Here is a 24630-nt window from a genome sequence, read left to right on the forward strand (position 1 = left end):
TATTATGGCCAAATCATTTCAATGGAATAAATTTACTTTTATTCCTTACAGAAATTTTAGTGAAAAAGAAACTTTTCACACTATTTCTCAACGCTTACGTAAGACGGAAATTCACAACTATGATAAAACTATCCGTTCCAAGAAAATTGCACATTGGGATTATCAAAAATTTTATGAATGTGCAAGTAAAGCAGGATTTGAAAATGTTGATATTTTCATCCTAAATGGACAGCAAGTTGTCCCATGCGTCAACGAACTTTTTGAGTATATGCCAAATGCCTAAAGTATTTTTCGTTGAGTTCATTCAGCCTAAATTACTAGGAGTCTGCTTCTCTGATCAACCAAATCTCCTTCTCTTTACATCTTACGATTTAAGCGATCGTGAAGCAATAAAACGATTACTTGAAGACGTTCATTTTAAAGAGTATGAAGCAGTTGGCGAATATTTCTCAAAACATTAAAACAAAGGGGGTCGCCCCTCAGCAAATAAAAGGAGTAAGTTATGTCTTTTCTGAAAATTACTAAACAATGTCCGAAATGTCCTTGGAGAAAAGGTACTAATCCTTTCGATATTCCAGGAGGATACAGTCTAGAAAAACACCAAGCATTGGAGACAACTATTGCTCCCCAAAACCCCACTTTAGAAGATTACTTTGGCATTCATTCTAAACCTTTTGTAGTGATGAATTGTCATGAACATGATTCAAGTGATCAAGTTCCATGTGTGGGATGGGTTTGCAATCAAGTAAAAAACAATAATCTTCAATTACGATTAGTTTTGATCGAAGATCCAAAAGTTAATCAACTGGAAGTCGTTGGAGAACAGCATGATATTTTTGAGGATACAATCCCAAATTAATTTTACTGTCTAATTTTTACATTTTTAAAACCATTAAGCAATTACTGCTTAATGGTTTTTTATTGTCAAATACCAAGCAATGATAAAATTAAGGTGTTGTCATAGGAGCAAGCAATGGAAACTTTTACTGATGGACAAATAGAACAAATAATACAAATATCAAATATGGCACATCTCATACTTGTGAGGTACATAGATGATCTCTTTGAGGCAGGAGTTAGGTGTACCTCATGAGTCCGAGAAACGCTATAATAAATCTAATTTATTCAAAAAGATAATCAATTTATTTATCTAAATAATACATATTTACTTAATTTAAATAAATTGGTATAATATAAATAGAAGTTAACTTATTCTCAAAAATAAATGTCTGAAATTGTAATACTTTCAACAACAACAGGACAGCAAACTAAACTTGATTTTGACCCTAGTTTTCAGTATGCTTTACTGGATTTTATTGAAGAAGAATTAAAAAAGATATTAACTAAAGAGCAAGTTGAGTCTCTTGAGGAGCAACTAAATTCAGTCAGTCATCTTTCTAGACCAGAAGCTTTAGAACAATGGAGAAAAGAAAGCCTTGATTGTGAAAAGTTATGGGAAGTTAAAATTTCTCCACCTGGCTTTACGGAGTTTCCTTCTGAACTTGAAATGATTCAAGCGATCGCGGAGACTTGTGAGGATTATGACAACAAAGTTGTTAGCATTTATGTTGCAGATTTGATAGGGATTTTAAATCTTCCTGATGCTTGTGAATTTAAAAACAAATTCAAAGCTGCGTTTATTGGTCTTTACAATTCACTCGACGAGTTTATTCTTGAAGAATTAAATCGTCAAGGTTATATAGAAGCAATAGAAAGTCTTGAACCAATCAATCCTGAAAAGTGTTTTAATCTTGAGCATTTTAAGGATAGCGATTTTATTTCTCCTTATTTTTACAAATCCTTTGTAAATGAAGAAGGTAGTGTCCAAATGGCACTTTTCCATAGAGACTAAAAACTTGTTTTGCGAATATTTGCACTTTAAATATATTAACAAAAGTAGTAAAAATGCTGCTTACTTTAATATATTTAAAGTTGCTAAATTTTAGTCTTTACAAAGTTAAAAATAATTAGTAAGACAGGAGTTTAATTTAAAAATGGTCACTCAAACACAATCAGTTACAGAAGTTTATTACGAAATGGGAAGTGACAAAGTAATTTGTGATGTAAATCCTCAAACATATCAGCCGATAAATTATCAATCTGAAAAAGAATTAAAAGCAAAGTATCCTTTAGCAGAAAAAATGCCTTTAGAATTCGTTAAATTTTGTATACAAGAAGTTCTTGAAATTGTTTTTAAGCAAGAGCCAAAACTTATTACAGAAGAAAGATGGAATTTACAACTCAATGTAATGCTTTATGAAGATTATATATATTCTGATCTAGATTATATTAGAACTGATATTTTTAAAGCAAAAGAAAGATTGTTTGGTGAATACACAAATATCTTTATCAAAGTTAAATTTGAAGGTGATACACATTATTACCAAATGAGTGATATACATACGTTATGTCATAAAGATATTGTTCGACGTTTAATAAGTTTCTTGATTTACGGAAATATTAAGCAAAACGCATTTGCAACTAATTATCTTTATAGTAATCGTAGTAATGAAGTCGATCTTTTCTATTCACCTAAGTTACAAATCAGAACAGAAGAAATTATTCAAGCACCTTGCTGTGTAATTGCTAATGTTTTAAGCGATCGCTCTCAATATTTTGTTGAAGAACCATCGCTTCCTAAAGAATAATCAAACTTAAATCATTTAAAATAAAACGAAATCTTAGACAGGATTTCGTTTAATGCAGCCTTTTTACAAAGAAAAAGCCAGTCCTAAGCCTGGGAAAATGCAGAAGGTTATCACTAATTTACAGAAATAAAATGTCCGAAACAACGAAAACATACACCCATGTTTTTTATGATATGGGTAGTTATCATGTGGCTGATATTGTTCATCCACAAACTCAGCAACCAGTTGATTATGGCAGCTTAAAAAAGCTTAGAATATATCATCCTTATGCCGATATATTCCAATGGTGGTTTGCGCAGATTTGCTGTGACATCATGTCCAAAATATATTTTTGTACTACTTTTAAAAGTACAACAGAAGAAAGCTATGAATTTGTTCTTGGAGCAGTTCCCCCACAAAGAAGAAATAGTTTTACAATAGATAGTCAACTTTTTTCATTCTTTGTCCCCTGCGAAGGTGTTTTTGAGGAATATGTTAATTACTATATTCGTTTTGATGACAATTATTATGTGATGGTTGACTCTATCAAACTTTCTGATGCACAGTTAGCAAAAAAATTTCAAAACTTTTTGAAATATAATATTAACACTCATCAAATGGGTTTCGCAGTCAACCTCATCTCAAAATATGGAATAAGCTTTGTAGAATATCGTGAAACAGATCCAGATTTTTATTCAGAACAAATCGATTCCCCAGAGGGGATTATCTACTCTCCCTGTTCTTTCCTAACCTGTCCAATTACTAAATAAGCAAAAATACGCCTTAAAAGGCGTATTTTTATGTATTCACAATGATTAATTACAGCGAATACGATACAATTATTGTTCCTAAAAACCGGAAATGGCAATATCCATCTGGAGCTTTTGCCGATCTCAAAAGTGGTTCCCCATAAAAATAAACCCATCCCAAGATAATTTCTTGGGATGGGTTTTTGCTTTATACATTGAAATATTTTGTTGAAATAATTTTTAGTAAATTAATACTAAAATCAAAGTTAATTATCATAAAAAGAAGCAATTGATTTTTTAGAAGGATAATAAATACCACTTGAATTAATTGTCAATTATCATTCCAAAGTTCCCGACACCAATCTCGATAAAGTGTTCCTGAAGATATAGTTCGCTTATAATGTTTTTTAGTATAATTTTGTATTAATTCAATCTTCTTTCTTGCCGTTAGTTTATTATTCCAAAGTTGATTTTTTTTTAGATAATCAACAGCCTCTTTGACTAATTCAACAGATTCTAATGCTCGTTGATCATTAGTTTTATTTTCATTGACACGACCATCACCTCGTTTATCACTATTTATATTTACATCTGGGGATTTTTCACTATTTTTAGATTGATTAATGACTGACTTAGAGTCATAATTTTGAGTGAGTTTATCGATCAATTGATGTAGATTTTCTTTTGTAATAATTTCTTTTTTTAAAGCATCTTGTAACCGAATTTCAAGAGATTTTAAACCATCAGTTTCTAAAGCCTCAAATGTTCCTAATTGTCTTTGACGAACTTCTTCTGGGACATTATGAACTGAGCCATAATTCCCTTCACAATGAATAATAGAAACTCTATAGTTGTATTTTTTACCTAGTTCAACATAAGGACTTAAATATCTTTTTCTAGAAAAAGTATTAGCAACAGAAACATTAGCTCCTGATTTTAATAGTTTTTCTGTTTCTTGAATAGACCAAAGATGAGATTGTTCTTGTAAATGTAATTGATATTTGCCATCTATATACAAGCCTGGGTAATTATCAGCAGAAATAACTCTATTTTGAGTTAATGTTTTAGCTAAGGTTGTTTTTCCACTGCCACTTGCTCCCCTGATTAAATAAAGCTGTTTTTCTAATTGTAAAAATTCATAAGTCAACCATAATAAATTATCAATGGGAAAAGCCGCAAATAATAAATTCGGATTATTGGTACTAGGAAAATGAGCCTTAATTATTTGCCTGTGTATGATAACTTCTGGATATTCTGTATTTTTTTCAACAGGAAAAACTTTTAGAGTTAGTCTATAAGGGTATTTAGTTTGATTGCTTTTCATATAATTAAAGGTAGGAAGAACAATAACTTTCCCCCAAGGGTTAGACGTTTTTGATAATAATCTCAAATTTTCAAAGTCTTTATCTCTCCAACGATACCAATTATCTGTACTCGAAAGACTGATAAAGTTTTCTTTCGTAATTGTTGTTACTAATTTCATTTATTTCTCCAGATTTTTTTTGACAATTGATAAAATTACTTTATTCAATTTTTTCATATAATTCCAACTTTTCTCGCAACTGATAGATATGTTTTTCTTTCAATTCTAATGGGCTTATAATTGTGACGCTTTTATATTTTTCAATCTCTCTGAGAAACCAAAAAAACGACCAAATTTCCCGATAAACTTCTAAAATTGCTTCTTTTTTCTCCCCAGGCATAATTATCCACTTTTGTTTGACATCGCCTGATTTTGTCTCGTATTTTTTTGTCCAATTACCACGTAATTGAAATACAGCTACAACAGTTCCTAAACTTTCCCATTGTCTCTTAGTTTCTTTAATCGCATTAATTCTATCAAGTCGAAAGCATCGATTGCAAGAAATCTGTGGATGCTCTGATTTTTCAGCAGTATTGAGGACTTTTGCTACTAAATAACGGTGTCTTTCGATGTTTTGAAAATGACCATAAGTACATTGAAAAACTTCATCTTCTCCTGCACTATTATTGTAGCTAATCTGAAAAGTTTGTTTTTTTGCAATATAAGTCTCTAGTTTGTCGAGAAAAGGTAAATCAGATTTTTTTATCAAAGAAGAGATCGCTTCAAAGTGAACTTGAAGTAAAGGAAATTTTGAAAAATATTCTGCTAATGCTCTTGCTGCTTCACCGTGGCCTGCCTCTACAGCATCTCTAAGAATTTGTACTAAGGCATCTTGCTGTATAGGATTCAGTTCATAAGCTTCTTTGTCAAGGGAAATTTTGATTCCTCCAGAAGCGATTTCTTTTATTAATCCATTTATATTTGGCTTATTACCCCAAAAAAACTTATGTTGTTTAGCCAAAGACTCCAAAAAGCTTCTTTCCTCTTGTGAAAGACTAATTGTTAGATTTTTCATGATATGCCCTAGCTACAAAGGCTGGTGATAATTTTTCTTGTCTTAATCACACTATATCATATTTACACATTTTTAAACAGAAATAATGTGTAAATGTTGACTAATTGTGTGTAAGTTAATATAATGTAATTGTTGAAAGCAATAAAAAGCATGGATACAACATTTGGATCTGCATTCTTGCCAACCCCTCAAGAAATCGAAAATTTTTCCACTAAGGTCAAATCTTTGATTCCCCACCAAAAAATCACATCTGAGCAGCACTTAAAGCTTATTGATACGCTATACTATATTGTTCAGAGAGCCAAAACAGTTCTGCTAAAAAATGAGTTACCAAAGGATGAAGTAATAAGAAACTTAACTCAGATAGAAGGTTGCCCAATTTGGTTTGATCTTGATGAAATTTCGCAAATTGATGATTTAAAAGTCGAGGAAATTTGTCGCTTAATTGAAGTTTGGCAAGACGGTCAAGATAACTGGGCGAAAGCGGCTAAAGCTATCACAAAAGAAGCTGACAAGAAAATGAGCGGACAAAATTTTAAATAGCCACTTGCTAAACAGGAAACATTTCCTGTTTAGCAAGTGGCTTAATTTCTCTTGTTGAAGAAGTTAACAATATTTTATTTTAAGAAAAATGAAAACAACAGAATTAATCGAAAAATTATTAATTTTCTGTATCTTTAATATTATAAACATAGTATAAAATATGTCCTTGATAAATTATATTTTCTCCCATGTTTGTTACTTTATATACTTGATTATTTACTCGAAAACGAGTAGTCGGTTCAACGGATAAAGGATCAAAATTGTCAACATTATTAATATAAAGGGTTGTGGAGTCAGATGGATAATTGTCTTGAGTACCCAACAAAGGAATATTTACAGATTGTCCTCTTCCAATATGTCCAATAACAGTCTTACAGTTTAAACTTGTTTCATCAGGAATTCCTAAATTGGGATTACCAGGAATTGTTATTTGTTGACAAATCTCTACGCGATCGCCTTTCTCTTGCGCTAATTCTATTAATTCAGATTGTTTAAAAAATGACATATTTTAAAAATAAATGATATATATCTTTGATTTTAGGGTACTTTCTAAATAAGGCAATTTAGTTTAGATTATAGCTGAAAATTGTGAAAGTTTTCCATTGCCTTAAATAGTTGGATTTTTTGCCTCTTGAGTAATCAAGAGGCTTTCTTTATCCATAGTTCTTACGCTAAACATTGAAATAAAATATGAGTTTGGGAGACGAAGTTCGTTTCCCAAACTTCTAGCAGAAGAAAATCAATTTGAACATTGTTGTTTTTTTACCCTTTTGTTAATTCGGTCATGTAAGTCAATCTTTCTTTCAGTATACTATCAATTTGGGGACCGAATTGAACGACCAACTCTTCTAGAATTTCAGCAGCTAACTGTTGCTTATCCTTCCCTTCCCCTTGAATAATAATATTCCCAGAAAACTCAAAATTAACTTTTATATCTCCTATCTCTTTCTTTGTAGCAGTTGCAGCAGGAGAGATAGGACGTACCATAATGGCATCGTAGGGGTCTCGATAGACTGTTTCTAATTTCCCTTCATTGATCTTTTCTAGTAAAGGTCCGGTATCAGCCGCCGCTCTAGCATTAACAACGAACTCACCATTAGATAAAAAGGCGTTAATACTGTCACTGGTTCCCGTCCCAGGCCCATTAACCCACCCCCCTGTAGAAAACTTTTGAACTGGTTCTGTCTGTGAAAGTGGAGTAACCAGTCCCTTTAAAATAGGAAGTCTGCCAAGTAATCCAAAGATCCCTCTAAGTGGACTAATGAGGTTGAAAATAAATCCTCTAATACTTTGGGCTATATTTGCGATCGCCTTAAATGGGAACAGAATTAACCCTAAAGCCGATTGAACTTGTTGAATTGGAAGTAGCCATAGTCTTAGTATTATGTTTCCCACTTTTAGTAAAGGTTGAATCAGTAAAGAAATTACTCCAGAAATTACTTTAAAGGTAAAATTGAAAACTTTAAAAAGAATTTTCCCTATTGTAACGATAGTTTTTAATCCAATTAAAATAGGAGAAATATAAGGAATTATTGTGAGTAAAACAGAACTTGAAATTTTAGTAATTAACTGAATTCCTTTAAGAATAGTGTTGATAACAAACGCTACGGCTCTCAATGGAAGTAGCAAAAAATTGGCAAGATTAGTTGCTCCTTTTTGAAGAATATTGAAGAAATTAGCAGTTTCTGTATTGATTCCTAAGATTGCGGTAAATGGACTAATAATTGCTTTGCCTAACTCTATAAAAGCTTCAAAAATAACATTAACAGTTTCCTCAAAAGTTTTTAAAACCGACTTAATAATCTCCCAAGCCCCTCCAAACAGAGTATCAAAGAACGTCTTAAGAACTTTCCAGGTTCCCAAAACAATATCTTGAATACCAAGAAAATTGTGCTTGAATCCTAGATAGAGTCCCCCTACGACTCCGGCCACTAAACCTAATGCTGCAATCAATGGAAATAATGGCCCCGTTACCGCTACCCATGTCGCAGTTGCAGCCGAAGAGATCGCACCGAACCCTGCGGTAATCAAACCTTGAACGGAAGTGAAAATCCCTCCCATAGTGAGGGAAGATACCCCCATGGCCGTATTAGCAGTAGTAACAGTAGCAGCCGTCGTTGTTGCAGAACCAGCTACCGCAGTATTACCAACAACCATAGCTGTACTTGATACGTTGGCCGCGGCTTGGGTCCCAAATAATAAGGTTTTAACTATGGGTAAAGCAGTTTTAAGGTCGGCAAATGCGTCCACCAAATCTAGTGTCATAAACATCGGTGTGGCTAACTGAGGGGCAAAATTACTCAAGGCCATCCCCAAAGATGTAAAGCCTTGACGCAACGATCCCATTTGTTCACGGCTCAACCTTGCCATGTTCCTCATTTGGGCTGTACCAACTCCTACGGATGACCTAGTATCAGCATTTAGAGGAACATTAATACCTCCCCTCATCTGTGACTTAAGTTGCTCATAAGCCCTATTCACCTCATTGAAATGCTGAGAGCTACCCCCCATGTCAGGATGAGCCAGCTTCGCCATTTGACCATAAGCAGATTTTAGTTCCTTCAAGGAAGAGGGCATGGCAGATAGACCCAAATGTTTCAAAGGATTGGCCATCTGCCTAGATTCTTGATTGAGGCGCATCAACGCTGAACGAGTTCCTTCAAACGCTCGATCTACTCTTTGGGATGAACTAGCGATGGTTTTGACCTGATTAAGAATATAATCTGTGGTCAGCCCCCAGTATTTACGAATCATAAAGGTAGGCCCTGGAGATGCTTCTGCGATATTTCCTTGAATTTCTCTGCCTACGCCTTCAGTTCTGCCTCTAAGTTTATTGATGGTGTTACCTATAAAATCAGTAGTATTTGCCCATTTATTTTTAACCGCATTGAGTGGAGTGATAAAGGAAGTATTTACAGTCTCTTTAACGGTTTCAACTTTCGTTTTAAACCCCTCAATTTGGTTTTGAACTACATCAAATGTAGTGGTAAAAGTATTTTTAACGCCAATAACCGATGAGACGATGCCATCAATAGCCGTTACCAATAGGTTAATAGCTCTAATGGGTAAAACAAATATTTCCCCAATGAATGCGCCCAACGCTTTTCCGGCCTTGAAAAGTAAAGAGAACTGATGTCTCGTTTCCCTAGTCTCTGTGTTAATTTGTCGAATACCAGGGACTACCAATCCAATTACATTACTAACCAAATTAAAGGCTGCTTGTACTCCATTTCCAATTAAATTAGCTATTCTTAAAATCTTTTTGAACGAATGCCACAACTCCATTAAGGGAGGTAAAACCCTTTGCGTAACTGACGCAACAACAGAGACAGAAAAGCCACCTACTGCGATCGTTAATTTTTCAACGAGACTAACAACAGGAGTTAGTAATTTAAGGGTCTTATTTAGTAGTCTGATCCCTGTTCCTAAACCTTTAGCAAATAATTCTCCTAAGTTAGTTTGCCCCCCAGGAACACTTACTGGAGTTTGAGAGATGGATCTCATAGACTGTCTTAAATCTGTGAAGTATTGTTTTAGTTTTTCAGCAAATAGTCCTGTTTGTTTGAGTCGAGATACCAATGCGTCAAAAGTGGATATAACTGTAGGCTTTAATTCTGAGATCGCAGGTTTAATACTATTTTCAAATCCATCTTTAAACCCTTTCCAAAAGGTATTTAAGTATGGTAATGTTTTAGTTAGGGATTTGGTTATTCGTTTCCCAATTCCTCTTGCTTTTTTCATTACCATCATGAGGGTATTTTTAATTCTCTCTCCTGCTTGTTCCCATGCTTGAGGGATTACTACAGTCGGGTGACAATTTAAAGCCCGAATAATCCCTCTTCCAATAACATCCTTAATAAAAGTCAGTAATGTTGATAAAATATTGCTGACTTTTTGCTTTAATCCAACCCATGCTCCGATAACACGATTAATCGCTTCATCTGTGGTTTTAGGAAGGTTTTGCATGAGTCGTTCCCATCCCGTTTTAACCTCAGAAATTACAGACTGTAAAATACCAGGAATCTGAGGTGCGATCGCTCTTAATTTATCAAAAAACTTATCAAATAAATTAGTATTATTGATCCAGTTCAAGAATTGCTGCCATTCTGCTTTAGCGGTTTCTGACAACCATGCCATTCCTTTTCCCACTTCTTGATTTAATTTGAGAAAGTTAGGTATCAAAGATGTGTTTCTAAGGAAGTTAGATAATCCTTGCCATTTCTTTTCAATCCAATTTATAATTTTGATAAATACATTGTTAAGGTCAAACAGAGCATCAATTACACGACCAAATATAGGAACATTAGAGGCAACATTCACTAACCTTTCTTCAAACCCTGTTGCCCATGCTTTAATTTTGGACAAAGACTCAGTTATCCAATCGCTAGAGCCTAATATTTCACGGAATTGTAACCATTTGTGTCTCATTTGTCTCATGGCAACGGTATAGCGACGAGACAAATTATTGACTTCGGAGAAAATATTCAGGAACAAGGGAGTGCGATTTAACCAACCAACAAGCTGCATCCACTTGACTTGAACTTTATTAATGCCAACAATTAATGTTTCTGCAAACCCCTCAGTCTGAATATAATTAATTAATTTTGACCATTTATTTTGAATGTCTTGAGTAAACTGATTAAATCTATCTGGAAAATTTTGATGTAGATTTAATATATCTGGAATTATATTTGTTGTTCTTAATCGTTCTGATAACCGTTGCCATTTTTCGGCAATTGTAATCACAAAATCTTTAAATTTATTATTAATAGCAGCCAACTTAACAGCTATGTTATAAAATATAGGAATTTGAGCAAGTTGCATTATTTTGGAGTGAAAGCGATCGCTAAATTTAACAAGATTATTTAATGCTTTTGTCACCCAGTCATCTGCGCCCAGTTTTTCTCTAAAAGATATCCAGGATGAAGACATATTCGTAACCGTCACATCATAATTAGTCCATAGTCTTTGTAAATGAGGAACCATGCTGGTAAAGACATCACGCCACTTTTCTTTAACAGTAGAAAGGTAGGGCAAAAATGTACCTGTTTCAATCATGAAGCTAAATACTTTCCACTCCTGTTTGATATAGTTTATTTTTTGACCGATGGTATTACTTAGTGCTGTCCAAGATTGACGGATTTTGTCTGCTATAACGCCAAAATTTCCTAGTAGTTGAGGATCGATATCTAATACGGACAAGAATACTCGCCATTCTTGTTTTAGATGGTCAATGAACTTCTGTATGCCTAATTCTTTAATTAACTGAGAGCTAAATCCCCCAACAAAGTTTTTTAAGTATATAAAAGGAGCTTTTAATATATCAGGTAAGCCATTAAAAGCTTGAGTGATTTCTGACTTGATTATGCTTCCAACTGTAGAAAGATTGCCAACAATATTTTTTATATCAATTTTCAATAAATCTTGCCATTGGAACGTAGACAAGAAAGTCTTTAATTGGTTGAATTTGATTCTAATATAAGCAATACTTTCTGTAAACTTAGTTTGTAAGGTTGTTATAATTGTGTTACCTAACAACTTAAAACTGTTAATAACAGTACGAATACCATTAACTAAAGCAGAAGCTAGTAACTCCCCTGCAACACGGCCATCCTTCATTAAATTGAAGTAAAAACCAGCAGTTTCAAAAAATCGATCAATGTCAATTCTCAAGGTAGGAAATACTTGATTCCATCCTTGTAAAACTCCCTTGAAAATATCTTGGAATCCGAACCCTATTCTTTTTAGCCCTTGCAGAATACCTTCACCCATGCCACCTAAAGCATGGCGTAACATATCAATACCCTCATACAAAGGTATAAAATCACCCTTGAGAGCCTTAAACACACCAACGCCTATGACCCCAAGGGCTTTAACTGTCTTTGTTATGCCTTTTAGTACATTCCAGACTATTTCTCCCGAGCCAATAAATACCTGGAATACACCTTTAATAATTGTCCTCAATCCTAACATATTAGAAGTAAGAACAGCCGAACTAAAAACAATTCCTCCAAAGATTAAGGCCGCAATACCCAAAGGAGCAAGTAATGCAGGTAAAGAGGCAGTAATAGCAATAACTCCCATCCCTACATTGGTCAATCCTCCCACAACTCCCTTGAGTGCATACATAGCATTACCCCCAAAATCCTTGGCTGCGTCTGCCAGTTCAAAGAAGTCAAGAGTAACGATCGCTTTTGCTGAACGACTGACGAAACTAAGGATGTCCCCACCGAATATTTGAAGACTTTTCCCAACTTGTTGAATACCTGGGGTCAACAAACTTCCTGCATGGTCTAATCCGTACTGATGTAGATAGTCCATGCGTTCTTTGATTTGCCAAGTGGTTTCCTCAAATTGCTTATGCAGCCCCTTAAATGGGTTAAACGTCTGTTTTTCAATGGGGGGTAGTTTTAAGGCGATCGCAGTGTTTAAGCTTTCAGCAATTTGGTCTTTTAAGGTGTTATCTTCCGGTACAGCAAGTGCAGCAAATAAATTCCTCCCTGTATCCTTAGCCTTTGCCAATAAATCAGAAAATCCGTCGTTAATCGATTTAAAAGTTTTACTCCAATTTTCTCTGGTAAACAAAGATGGCCCCGGAGAACCTTCTGACAACGCTTTTTGGATTTCATACCCTTGGGGACGAAGGATGTTAATTAGCCAACCAACCTTACTAAAAATAAATTGAGTGGTACTCTGCCAAGCCGTTTGAATATTATCAAATAGCTGAGAGAAGATTGATTCAATAACGTTAACTGTAGATTTAGTTTTTCTTTCAATATCTAGTAAATTTTCTTTAATGCTGTCACTTAAAGAATTATAAGAAACTGGAGATTGATCACCAATATCTCTAAGTATTTGGTCTTTAACTGATATTTGATCATTTATTTTATACTGAACAGGCTTGCGATCGCCAATCCTGGGAGTCATTCCCTCTTTCAAAAAACTCCCTATAGCGTTCACTTCAGTTTTTATCATTGCTCCTACTTTTTCTTGGAGACTTACACTAGGTTGAGGTTGAGGTTTAAAAGAAACAATATTATTAGATCCACTTGAAGTTAACACGCTAGGCAATGGGCGGCTCGACACATTCTTTTCGCTAAATATTAATTCAGCAATTGCTGTTACTGCTGTTGTGATTTTATCTAAATAGTTAGATATCTTCGTATTCCAATTAGATTCAGTATTAATAGCATTTTGATTAGGTATACTGTTTTCCCACCCAAAGAGATTACGAGCATCAGATAAAGCCCCTTGATTTCTCAGAGCAATGTCAACCAAGGTTGCTCTATCTACTGTTAATCCTTGTTTTTCCAGCCTATTTGTCAATCCACTTGTCTGTGCCAATTGGCTTAAGTTATTTTTAGAAAAAATTCCAGTTCCCTTTTGAATTTGTTGAGCTAATTGTCTTTCTATATATTTTTGTCCTTGGTCACTTAAAACTGTTTTTCCATTTATTTGTTGAATTAGTCCCTGATACTTCTCCCGAACAAGGGCAGATGCAGATTGTGACTTATTAAGAATCTCTTTAATAATATTTGCTTGCTCATTATATAGTTGCTCGTAAACTTTATATTCAAACCTTGCCTTTTTATTTAATCCAAACCCTCCACTTGTATCAATTAATCCGAATAATTTCTTTTTATTATATGATGCTCCCATTTCATTCAATAATTGTTGTTCTGGTTTCTGTTCCCCAGAGAATTTTATTTGAGGTAAACTAAAGCGAAATTCTCGATATTGTTGTACACTTAATTGTCCTTTGTGACCAGTGGTATCACCAATTTCTTTACCAGTAGTTTGCAATCTACTTTTATTATTTAAAGCCATCAACTCTCTAAGTATCTGAGAATTGATGGTTTTTAAATGAGATAAATCTTTATTTTGAATCTGATTTTCTTGCAGGATAGTAAGAGTATTTAGTGATTCACCTATAGACTTTAACTGTGTTGATATTTCTGATAAAGAAAACCATCTGTGTTTTTCCTTGTTAGTAGATACTAGATGGTCTAAACTTTTTATCCCTTTGCTATCTGTAGAAAAACCAAGTTTATTTATAGCTCCTGCAACTTTAGAGGTAATAAATGCCCCCAGTTTTTGCGCTGACCCCAACAAAGATCCCATAAAGTTTTGTACATTATCAACTGTATTTGACCATGCTTCGGTTATGCGAATGGTGGGATGACAATTTAATGCTCTGATTAAATCCCCTCCTAAATTCTCGGCAAAAGCTTTAACAGGGGATAGTAGCACACCGAAGTTATTAACAAATCCCTGCCATGCTGCTTTGATAAAGTTGATGGGAACCGTTGCTATAGTTTTAATGCCCAGAAAATTATGCTTGAAAGCGAAATATAAACCTGCGATCGCCACACCCACCGCAGCAATTCCTAGTAAAAACGGTGCAAACGCCACTTCCGATAATCCTACTATTCCTGCGATCGCACCTCCTACCCCAGTTATGGCACCACCCAAGGCAAAAACACTACTTGTTACAGCACCGACCAAAGATAGACTTGCCGAGAGAAGAGGAGATGCTACGGAGCCGATGGCACCCACAATCCCCATCACTTCACCCATTTTGTCAAACATGGCAATTAGTCGATCTCCATCTTCGAGAACTCCTAAATTAACCAAAGAATATCCTAACGACTGTAACCCAAATCCTGTTGCAGATAAGGCTGCACCTATTCCCAAACCAGCTTGCCAAAATCCTGATATAGCAGAAGAAGTATGACGGAAGAAACCCGTTGTTTGCTGTGCAGCATGGGACATCTGTTGTCGAATTTGTTGTCCTGTATGGGCCGCTTGAACTTCCATACGATGGAATCCTTTAGCTGCCTCTCTGGGGACTTCTTCTCGGTAGATGCGTTCTACATCAGAAGCTGGCCCAGGAGAGTTATGAGCAATGAAGTGTTTGATGCGTTGGCCAGTATGCTTAGCTGCATCAACCAACGCTTTCCAACCTTTCCCAATAATACCTCGTCCCGATTCTTCCCATGAGCGACGGGAACGTTCGGCTGTATTTTTGAAGAAGTTAGCAATTTGGTTGGTGATACTCTGCCCTTTTTCTAGAATGCTGTTAAATGCTTGATCTAACACAGGTACTACTGTTTGACCGTAATAACTTTCCTGTCCTTCGTTTCGCTGCGCTCTAGAACGTTGCGTCTGTAGATTGCCTAAACGGCCACTCATTATCTGAGACAAGCGATCGCCCATTTTCGGCAAGTTTTTACCCAAACCAGACATAAGGTTATTCAATAGTTTATCTGCCTTGCCAATAATGGAAGTTTGATTGATTTCTCGTTCTAATTCCTGTCTTGCCCTATCTTGTCTTCCTCTTAGCAATAAAATAGTTTTAAAATCGTTTTGTCTATTTTCAGCAGATAAACGAGGATTGTTGATGATCGACTGCTCACGAATTCTAAGATTGTCGATCCGGCTCTGCATCCTAACTACATTCGCGGAAGGTTTAAATAGGTTTTGGAAAAAGGATTTTACTCCTCCTACCATATTCCTAAACATATTCTTGAGAAAATTTCCTACGCTTCCTTGCCTCTCAACTTCCTGCTTTACATTGTCATAGAGATTTTGCACCCCTTCAGAGATGACTCCGAATAACCCTGACAATTTTTGAATAATAAAACGAGTAGCAGAAGGTTGATCTATGGTATTTCTAACTTGATCAACGAAAGTTGATGTCTTGTCTCCAAATTTCAGCATTAGTTGAGATAAACTCTGTAAATTCTTACTAATACTGTTATTTCCAACCATTCGGATCAAAGAATTTGAGGCTATATTGAACCCTCTTCCTAGCACAGCCGATGTTCTCCGACTGAAAGATGCGATCGCTTCTAAACTGGGGGCAGAGAATCCTCTCAAGACATCTGTTGCCACTTTCTTGGTAATAAACTTCACCCCTCGCCCGACAAATGAATTAGAAACATCCTTGGCGAAACTACTAAACAGAGTGGGTAAGGTACGGAGGAAGATAAACTGAACAGGAGTAGCAGCCCGAGCAGTAAATTTGGAATCGTTCATTGCCTCCGATGCTTCGGCCACTGTCACACCAATTGCCTTGGAAAAAGCTTGTCTAATGGTGTCTAAATTGTCGGCAAACTCACTGGACAACATTTGAGATAAAGACTGATCTTCTTGTCCTGCTTGCAAGAAGGTGGCAATAATTCTAGATGTGTCTGTTTGCTTTTGAATCCCTTGATTTTTTAATTCTTTAGCAAAGGCTTTTTGGAATTGAGCAACATTTTGAGGTCTTTGTCCTTTGCCTCTAGTTTCTATTAAGTTTAATAGAGTATTTTCTCTAGCTGCTTTTACTTCTGATTGCAATCCTTGCACTGCTTGAACAGTTGATAGTTCGGCAATATTATCTCTGATTTGAGTAATTTCTTGAGCCACATATTCAAAACTTCCTTTTGTTACTTTGTTTAAGGTTTCAAAAGTTTTTCCCCATAAAGATTGTGCTTTTTCCAATGTGGGCAAAGCTGTTTGCTCAATTAGTGGTAATTCTTTAACACCTGTTTTTAAAAATTCAAAAATATTGTTGACTTGATGATCTGCGATAGTTAAATTATCAGTAATATTTTCTTGCCATTTAGTTAATTTAGCTAAAATTGGAGCAAAGAATCCATTGGGTAGAAAATCACCTAAATTTTTGTATTGACGATAATTCAACCCTAATTTAGCCAGTAATTCTTCTTCTTCTTCCTTTGTTGCTTTAGCACTAAATTTCCCTGATCCAAGAACATCAGCAATATCAGATAAGATACTGTCATTAGCAGTACGTTCTTGAGCTTGAATTAAAGACGCTCTTAACCGTTTCAAATTAATGTTTAAAACGTCTTCAATTTGTCCACCTCTATCAAGATCGTCAATAAATTTTTTCCAGTCAGAACCTCCTTTGACCAAGTTCTTGCGAAAATCATCTAATATTTCTTGAGTTAAACCAAATTCATCATTAGATATGGCATTTCTTAACACCTTGTGCATACCCATCAATGGATTTTCTGCATAGTCTGCTAACTGAGGAATTCTAATAGCATTTAAAATGTCTTTATAACCATTATTAATCTGGAATAAATCAACTCTAAATCTTTCTCCTGTTTGTAAATAATTTTGCAGAATATTATGCAAGCGATCGCCTAATTTTGCTTTGAGGAAGGATTCTTTTTCTGCTAAATTTCCTTCTATTCTCAAGTTGCTTAGTAAAGCTTGGTATCCTGCTTGTCTCTGTCTTTGTGCAGTGGCTTCACGCATAGATTCACCAAAGCGGAGGTTTTCGGCATTCTGTTCTAACTGTCTCGCTCTAATTCCTAATTGTCTGTTGAACTTTATTTGTTGATATAGTTGGGGTAAGCCAGTTAACCGGAATATTTTAGCTGCTAAAGACTGATCATTGAACGCATCTCTATTACTACTATAAATTCTTTCTGCCCCTTGCATAAGCATATCTTGATAGCTGGTAGCAATACGTTCAGAATTCCTAATATTTTGGCTTTGTAACCGCCTCAAATCTGCTGTCATGGAGTCTTCTATTCCAGAGATTTCTTGGGACAAAACGTCCAAAAAGCCAGACATAATCTGATGACTGACTTTCTCTGCCATTCCCTTTCTATTACCTTCTGATAATGCACTATAGCTTGCTTCGCTCATAATACCTTCTACGTCTAAAAAGTTTCTATTCCCACCAAATAGTCGATAAATTTCGTTATATTCTTTCAAACTTGCTTCTAACCCAGTAGTGATATTTGTACCTGTCATCAAGTCATCCATTATTCCTCGAATAGTTGAAGAAGATTTCAGCATATTTTTAATCACTTCTCCATCTAAATGTGTAGAAACAGACTCGCTCTCTAACCGCCAATATGCAAATCTTTCAACTTGATCTAAATTATTTTTAATCTGACTATCAAACATCTTGGATACGTCTTGTATCGATTGATTTACATCTCCAAACCCCCCAGGTTTAGTAACTTGAATAACTCCTGTTGTTAATTTATCAACATTCATTCTTGGAGACGATATCATCTCTAATTTATTGGTAATTTGATCCATTAAGTTGGCAGGATTTTTAACCCCTAATGCTATATCCCCTAATTGCCCTAAAACATCTACATCAGGTGTTTGACCAAGGATTCTTTCGTATGCAGAAATAATATTCATACTTTTTTCAATATTCTCATTACCATCTTGTTGTTGATATAGTCTTTTTGCATTCTCTCTAGCTGTTTTTCGTCCCAATTCGGTTAGCTCAAATCGTTTTCCTAAACTACTTTGAACCTGAGTAACTTTGGCCGCTTGTTCTAGCTGATGACGATAACTTCTTCCTTTAGCATTTTCCCTTTCTATATATCCCAAAACATCAATACGATCTTGTTCATTACGAGATCGCGCCATCTGAATTAATCGTTTTTCTTCCTGCTTAATTAACTTATTTAGCTCTTGATTTGCTTCTTTATTTACTGACATTAACTCCTTAACAAGTTCAATCTGAGAGCCAATAAAAGCAGCCCTTTCTTGCAGTTGAGGGTTGGTGCTGTATGCCAGAGGATTTGCCATTCCCATGATGCGATCTTGTCCCCTGACCGCATATTCAGCCCTCATTGCCTGTAAACGAGCATTCATCATCAAGGACTGTACTTGAGGATTCTGAGGACTTTTTAACTGTCCAATAGCTGTCCCCAATGCTCTGACTTTTTCGATAGATAAGCGAATACCATCCACAAACAACATAAATGCTTGTCCAATATTGCGCTTAATAACTAATGCGATGAGAAAAATACCACTAACGATCAAAGGAATATTTTTGACAAACCCCTCAGCAAAATTAGCCATAAAGTTGGTCATACCAGGGGTAATGTATGCACCCATCGTGCCGAATATTCCTTTGATCATTAAATTAAGGGCAGCAATGGGGTGAGATAAAGCATCTATCAATCCATGTAATACCTTGAACCCTGTCTTATACTCATAAATCAAGAATCCAATCGACTCAATGGCCAATAGCAATGGGTTGAATCGAATGGCGGCCAAGCCAAACACATTCGTGATTTGGGCAATGAGAACCGATATTCCTAAAATCTCTACTTTGAAGCGTTGGAGGAAGTTAATAATATCTTCCATTGGCAGGTATTGGAGATAAGTAGAAAAAGTCTTTCTCCAGTTCCCTGCCATATTAATGAGGGCATCATTTAACCGATTCAACTCCCGTACAGGATTCTGCAAGAAACGGATAATTTCTGCCCCTGCCATGTATGTGTACTTTGCAACCATCCGAAACGGCCAAGTAATGGCATTGGCAATGGCAGTTGTCATACCCCAAACAACCCCTGTCACATCTGAGGCTATTTGCTTAATTAGGGGGACAAAATTCCCTCTTAAGGCCGCACTAATGGCATCTCCATATTGAGTGGTTTTCAGAACAATTAGCTGTAACCCTGACTGTAGAATTTTCAAGGCATTGTTCATCACCTCTAAAATGCCCAAGGGGATAAGTAGGAGAGGGTTGACAACCAATGCTTTGAAGACATTGAATCCTACCGCACTAACACCTACCATCAACTGTGTGACGGTTCCTACTACGTCCCCAATTACTTTAAAAGTGTTGTGAATCTGGGTTGCCCATCGAGGTAAATTAACTGCCAGATACTTAAAACTATCGGTTAAGTTAACCACCAAAAACCTTGCTACTCTAAGGGTATGAGCAAGATAGGTTAGTTGAACACCAAATACGCGAGTTGCTGCGATCGCATCAAATATTTCAGGGGTCAGGGGTTTCAGGACAGAGTACCAAAACATCGTTGTAAAGGCGATGCGTCCCAGTATCTGCACGACTGGGTTCATGATCATAGCTGCTTGGGCAAAGCGAATAAATACTTTTGTACCTCCAGGTACATAATTCAGAATTTCCTCAAGGGGAACAAGAACAGTTCTACCTAACCTACGGCTAGTTTTAGCAGCTTCTGCTGCTGCTTGGGGACTGGCCAAGTTTTGGAATATTTCTGTAGTTCGTTTACGAATAATATTGGCAGGAAATACAGTGTCGAGAAAGATTCTTCCTAAAAAGGCTATATTGCGATTACCAAATAAGAAGTCATAAGGAGTAATGGAAAAAAGACCCTTTTTCAATAACCCTTGAAATCCCCCTGTTGTAAAGTACAGTTTCAAAATTTTGAAAAAGCTAAGAGGGTTAAATGCCTTAAGTAAAATATTGGCTAAAGGAGCAATATTTTTTTGAGTAAATATTACAAAACCCTCTAATCCAACCTTAGCTAAATCAAGTAAAGAGAAAAATAAATCTTTAAAAGATTGTGTAGGAATTAATCCTAATAAGAATCTTCCATACTGAATTGCAAAAGGTTTAAAGATTTTACTAATATTAGAAATAAAACGATATACGTTGATGAATGTCGTAATAATTCCTTCTCCAACAAAAGGAATAGTGCGTATTACTTCTATTAATTGTCTCGATACTATGGATACACCTGTAACACTTAAATCAGCAAAGTTTTTGACTAATATACCTGTATCTAAAATGATGGATCTAAGTAGCAAAGAAACTTGGTCCACTCCATACATTAGAGGGATAATAACAGGGCTAAAACTAACCCCAGTTATTAGCTGTAATGTTTCATAAACACTGATTAAAGATTTTAAAAAGACATCTAAAACATTGCTTCTCAAAAAATTAACCAGCATTTTTATTTCAGGCGATCTCAACACTTCGAGAAGTCCCTTGATGAAGGGTTGAACAACAGTAAAATTAGGGACAAGGGGAACAGAAGCTAATGCAGAGATAATAGGAATATTGCCCAACTGGGGGAATATATTTAATACGTTAAATTCTAATAAAGGCTTTAACAGCGCAACTAATTCTCGTCCAACTTGTTGCGCTGTTGTCCCCACCACAAGTAAATAATTAACAATGCTTGATAAAGTCGTATTAACTGCATTTTGCGTCTGTTGATAAACAGTATCCAAGTCAAACGCAAAAGCGAAAGTTTCTGATCCAGGAAATAAACTAGGCGCACTTTTAACCAAATCAGTAACCGCATCAGATACTCCCTGATTAAATTGAGTCTTAAATTCGTCGCTAATTAATGAATATAAATTGTCTAAAGTATTAGAAAGAACAGAAGGTACTTGTTTTAAGAAATCTGAAAACCCTTGTTCAAATTCATTTAATGTGCCGGTAAAAATCAAACTAGCAATAATACCAGGGAAAGTAAATATCAAGCCTCGAAAAATACCGGCATCAGTCAATAAAGCTAATTCCTTGACAATGTTTTTAGCCGTAGGCAGTAGTTGATCCGCCAGCGTCATTGGTAGGGAGGATAAAGTAAGTAAACTAAACCCCAATAAATCCATATTGGAGATAGTTTCCTTGATAACCTGATTTTGCCAATTCCTAAACTGTTGCCAAAGAGAGAACAAGCTACTAATCAACTTGATTCCCCCAATGAACATATTTAACGTGCCTTGCAATAATTCAATTCTTGCATTTCCCCTTTCTTCCGCCGTAATATCACCAATCCCAAGAAAAGCTTGATTCACTAATTTAGCAAAGTGAATGAGCTTATCAAATTGTGTTTTAAGAAAATCAATAGTCATCCCCCACTTTTCCCTAATCAGATAAGTAGGTCCAGGGGAATTTTCAGCTAAAAAGCTAACCAATAATTTCCCAATAGATTGTACAAAATCAGCAAAGGGACGTAGAGGCTGACGAATAGCATTAATGGTCATCTGCCAAATACTAACAATAGTTCTACCAGCCCATAAAAAAGGACTTACAAGAATTTTCCCAAAAGTTTTTCCCAGATTTTCTCCAGTTTGACTAAATAGCTCAAAAGATTTAGCTGCCATTGAAATAGCATTACCAATACTTTCAAAAATAGGACTAATTACCCCTAAGCCCCCTGCCCTTGTAACACCAAGAAAATCAAAAATAGCTTCTGTAAAACCTTTAACCACCCCCCAAGAAAAACCTGTGATCGCGGTTATTCCACTTAAAGCAATGCCCATCAGATTAAGTCCTGGGACTAGCTTTTCTACAACCGTATTTAAAGCAAGAAAAGTTCCAATGGTTAATCCTAATGGGGACAGCAAAAAAGCACGAGATAATTGTAAAAAATCTAAAGCAAGAAGTTTAACTACAGTAGAAACTTTACCAAAGCTAACTAAAGTTGCTCCACCTGTCCCTACAACTACATTCTGTAAATCTCCAAAAGCGTTAGAAAGAGAAGGGATAATGCTATCCAACTCAAATGCTCCCCGAAGTCCCCCCATGGCCTCATTGAAAAATCCTGTTAGGGGAATCATCCCTCCCCGAGCCAGAGCCGTGGTTGCTATACCTGCTGTAGCTGCTGCTTGAGAAAAACCGAATAATGCTGCGGAGACACTGCCAATAACTACCAATGCCGTTCCCATAGTTACTGTGAGCAACGCCATGCTGCTAATTACAAACCGTATGGGTTCTGGGAGATTAGCAAAAAATCTTAGGAGTCCTGCGATCGCATTAGTTGTGGTGATAATCAGAGGTTCTAAGGGTTTGATGTAAGCCAGCCTAAAAGCTTCCAAGGCCGAGGAAAGCGATCGAAATGCACCCCCCAGATTATTCTGCATAATTGAAGACATGGCTAATGCAGCCCCTTGTCCGCTTCTACCACTCTGAATAAGATCGTCTATTCCTTTCTTCAAAACCTCAACCGCTTGATTATAATTCCCCGTTTGCTTAATCAACTGATCGTATAAATTCTGACCTTCTTGAATATTAATCCCCAAAATATCTGCTAATTTTTGTTCTTCTACCCCCGAGGCCAATCCTATTAAAGTATCTCGCTGCAGCTTACTATAATTATTGATTTGTGCAGACCAAAAGCCCACTGCTGTTTTTCCAAAAACCTTGGTTAAAGCATCTAATGATTCTGCTGGCCTTTCCTCAAATGTTTTTGTATAGGCAATGGACAAATCTCCCATAATGTCTATGATGTCTCTGATTTGGCCTTTTTGATCAACGACATCAACCCCAAAAGCTTTTTTCAGTTTGGCTTGCTTGGAAGCATCGGCTAAATTGGCTAAACCGGAACGTAACCCCATACCAGCCGATGATGCTTGAATACCGATGTCACCAGCTACCCCTAGCAACGCAGATGTTTCTTCCAGGGAAACATTGAACATCTTAGCTTGTGTACCACCGTAGGTAAAGGCTTCCCCTAACTGAGCAACATTAGTATTGGTTTTTGAAGCAATTTTTGCCAAAATATCAGCCACCCTAGCGGTATCTTTCATCGCATCCAGTTCATAGGCACTCAGTACGTTACTGGTAATGTCAGCACTCATGGCTAAGTCAATACTGGAATCTGAACCGGCTAAGCCTAAAACTGAGGGTAAGGCTGCATAGATTTCTCTGGCATTAAATCCTGCTTGCCCTAAATACACTTCTGCTGAGGCTGCTTGACTAGCTGTAAAAGATGAAGTTGCTCCCAACCGTAGAGCAATTTTTTCTAATTTCTTCATCTCTTCAGTCGTTGCCCCTGTCTTAGCTTCGACAGAGGAAAGTTGATCGTTCAAAGCCATTAAAGCATCTGTGGCTTTTTTCCCTTCTCTAACAAAGGGAAGCACCATATTTCTTCCTATTTGTTCTGCTGCTTGAAATTGCCCTACTCTTTCAGCAGAACGGGCTGCTAAACGTTCTTGGTATTGAATCCCAATTTTAGTGTCCAATACTCTTTGTTGCTGTTTTAGGGAAGCGGTAAACTCTCTTTCTGCGAAGGTGGTTCCTTTGATTTGCCTTTCTAATCTTTCAAATTGTTTTATATAATTTCTCGTTTCTTTTTCGGCTTTTCTAAAAGCCTTAAAATCATAAATTTCTCCAAATTCAATATTCCTAACTTCTTTCTTTAATGCTCTAAATTCCGCTCTTAATGGTGATAATTCATTTCTTACCCTTTTACTATCATCCGCAAAATTATCCATACCTCTTCCCATCGCGTCAGTGCTTTTTACGCTTGCTTTTGCCATCGCATCAAATTGTTTTTGAAAGCCAGTAAGTTCAGAGGTCTTTTCTAACTTTTCTAGTTCTTTTCTTATACCTCGTAAAGCATCTTGTGTCGCGCTCATGCGACTAAAATTATCTTCTTTAACAATAAAATCGAACTGCGCTCTTAAGCCATAACTTTCTTGATTATCCATTTATCAATTCTTCTTTAAATTTTTGTATTCAATCTTAACACTGATATCGATGAAAATTTATTAGTTCTTTGTCTTTTTTGAAAAAAGTGTATTTGGGAAACGAAGTTCGCTCCCCAAACTAGGGCGATTGGG

At 36.0% G+C, this 24630-nt stretch carries 11 protein-coding genes; 7 read left to right on the forward strand and 4 right to left on the reverse strand.

The window, feature by feature from the left end; translation table 11 throughout:
* Window positions 1-4 precede the first annotated feature (4 nt).
* The 6 genes from QNJ66_RS06530 (at window position 5) to QNJ66_RS06555 (ending at window position 3397) form a co-directional block, all read left to right on the forward strand.
* On the forward strand, window positions 5-283 hold the full coding sequence (locus QNJ66_RS06530) for a hypothetical protein (RefSeq protein ID WP_300504223.1): 279 nt from the start codon (window positions 5-7) through the stop codon (window positions 281-283).
* The gene (locus QNJ66_RS06535; RefSeq protein ID WP_300504225.1) at window positions 276-461 is read left to right on the forward strand and encodes a hypothetical protein; all 186 of its coding nucleotides are present in this window, start codon (window positions 276-278) and stop codon (window positions 459-461) included. Before QNJ66_RS06530 ends, QNJ66_RS06535 begins: the two co-directional genes overlap by 8 nt.
* Before the next feature lie 41 nt (window positions 462-502).
* Complete coding sequence (locus QNJ66_RS06540; RefSeq protein WP_300504227.1) at window positions 503-859, forward strand: DUF6283 family protein; 357 nt, start codon at window positions 503-505, stop codon at window positions 857-859.
* 366 nt (window positions 860-1225) lie between these two features.
* Window positions 1226-1852 (forward strand): hypothetical protein, encoded by a 627-nt coding sequence (locus tag QNJ66_RS06545; protein WP_300504229.1) that lies wholly within the window; start codon window positions 1226-1228, stop codon window positions 1850-1852.
* 142 nt (window positions 1853-1994) lie between these two features.
* Window positions 1995-2648, forward strand: coding sequence for a hypothetical protein (locus QNJ66_RS06550; RefSeq protein ID WP_300504232.1), 654 nt, complete (start codon window positions 1995-1997; stop codon window positions 2646-2648).
* A 131-nt stretch (window positions 2649-2779) separates the two neighbouring features.
* Window positions 2780-3397, forward strand: a complete 618-nt coding sequence (locus QNJ66_RS06555) for a hypothetical protein (protein ID WP_300504235.1) — start codon at window positions 2780-2782, stop codon at window positions 3395-3397.
* 310 nt (window positions 3398-3707) lie between these two features.
* On the opposite strand, the gene QNJ66_RS06560 is transcribed toward QNJ66_RS06555, so the two are convergent.
* Window positions 3708-4859 (reverse strand): ATP-binding protein, encoded by a 1152-nt coding sequence (locus tag QNJ66_RS06560; protein ID WP_300504238.1) that lies wholly within the window; start codon window positions 4857-4859, stop codon window positions 3708-3710.
* Window positions 4860-4899: 40 nt separating this feature from the next.
* The gene (locus tag QNJ66_RS06565) at window positions 4900-5754 is read right to left on the reverse strand and encodes a hypothetical protein (protein WP_300504241.1); all 855 of its coding nucleotides are present in this window, start codon (window positions 5752-5754) and stop codon (window positions 4900-4902) included.
* Between the two features lie 150 nt (window positions 5755-5904).
* Here QNJ66_RS06565 and QNJ66_RS06570 point away from each other — a divergent pair, with 150 nt between their 5' ends.
* The gene (locus QNJ66_RS06570) at window positions 5905-6297 is read left to right on the forward strand and encodes a hypothetical protein (protein ID WP_300504244.1); all 393 of its coding nucleotides are present in this window, start codon (window positions 5905-5907) and stop codon (window positions 6295-6297) included.
* 118 nt (window positions 6298-6415) lie between these two features.
* On the opposite strand, the gene QNJ66_RS06575 is transcribed toward QNJ66_RS06570, so the two are convergent.
* Together QNJ66_RS06575 and QNJ66_RS06580 are read right to left on the reverse strand one after the other, a co-directional pair.
* Window positions 6416-6802: a hypothetical protein gene (locus QNJ66_RS06575; protein WP_300504247.1), complete on the reverse strand. Its 387-nt coding sequence runs from the start codon at window positions 6800-6802 to the stop codon at window positions 6416-6418.
* A gap of 257 nt (window positions 6803-7059) precedes the next feature.
* On the reverse strand, window positions 7060-24498 hold the full coding sequence (locus QNJ66_RS06580) for a phage tail tape measure protein (protein WP_300504250.1): 17439 nt from the start codon (window positions 24496-24498) through the stop codon (window positions 7060-7062).
* Window positions 24499-24630 lie beyond the last annotated feature (132 nt).

The organism is Crocosphaera sp., from assembly GCF_030064895.1.
In the GTDB taxonomy this organism is placed as follows: domain Bacteria; phylum Cyanobacteriota; class Cyanobacteriia; order Cyanobacteriales; family Microcystaceae; genus Crocosphaera.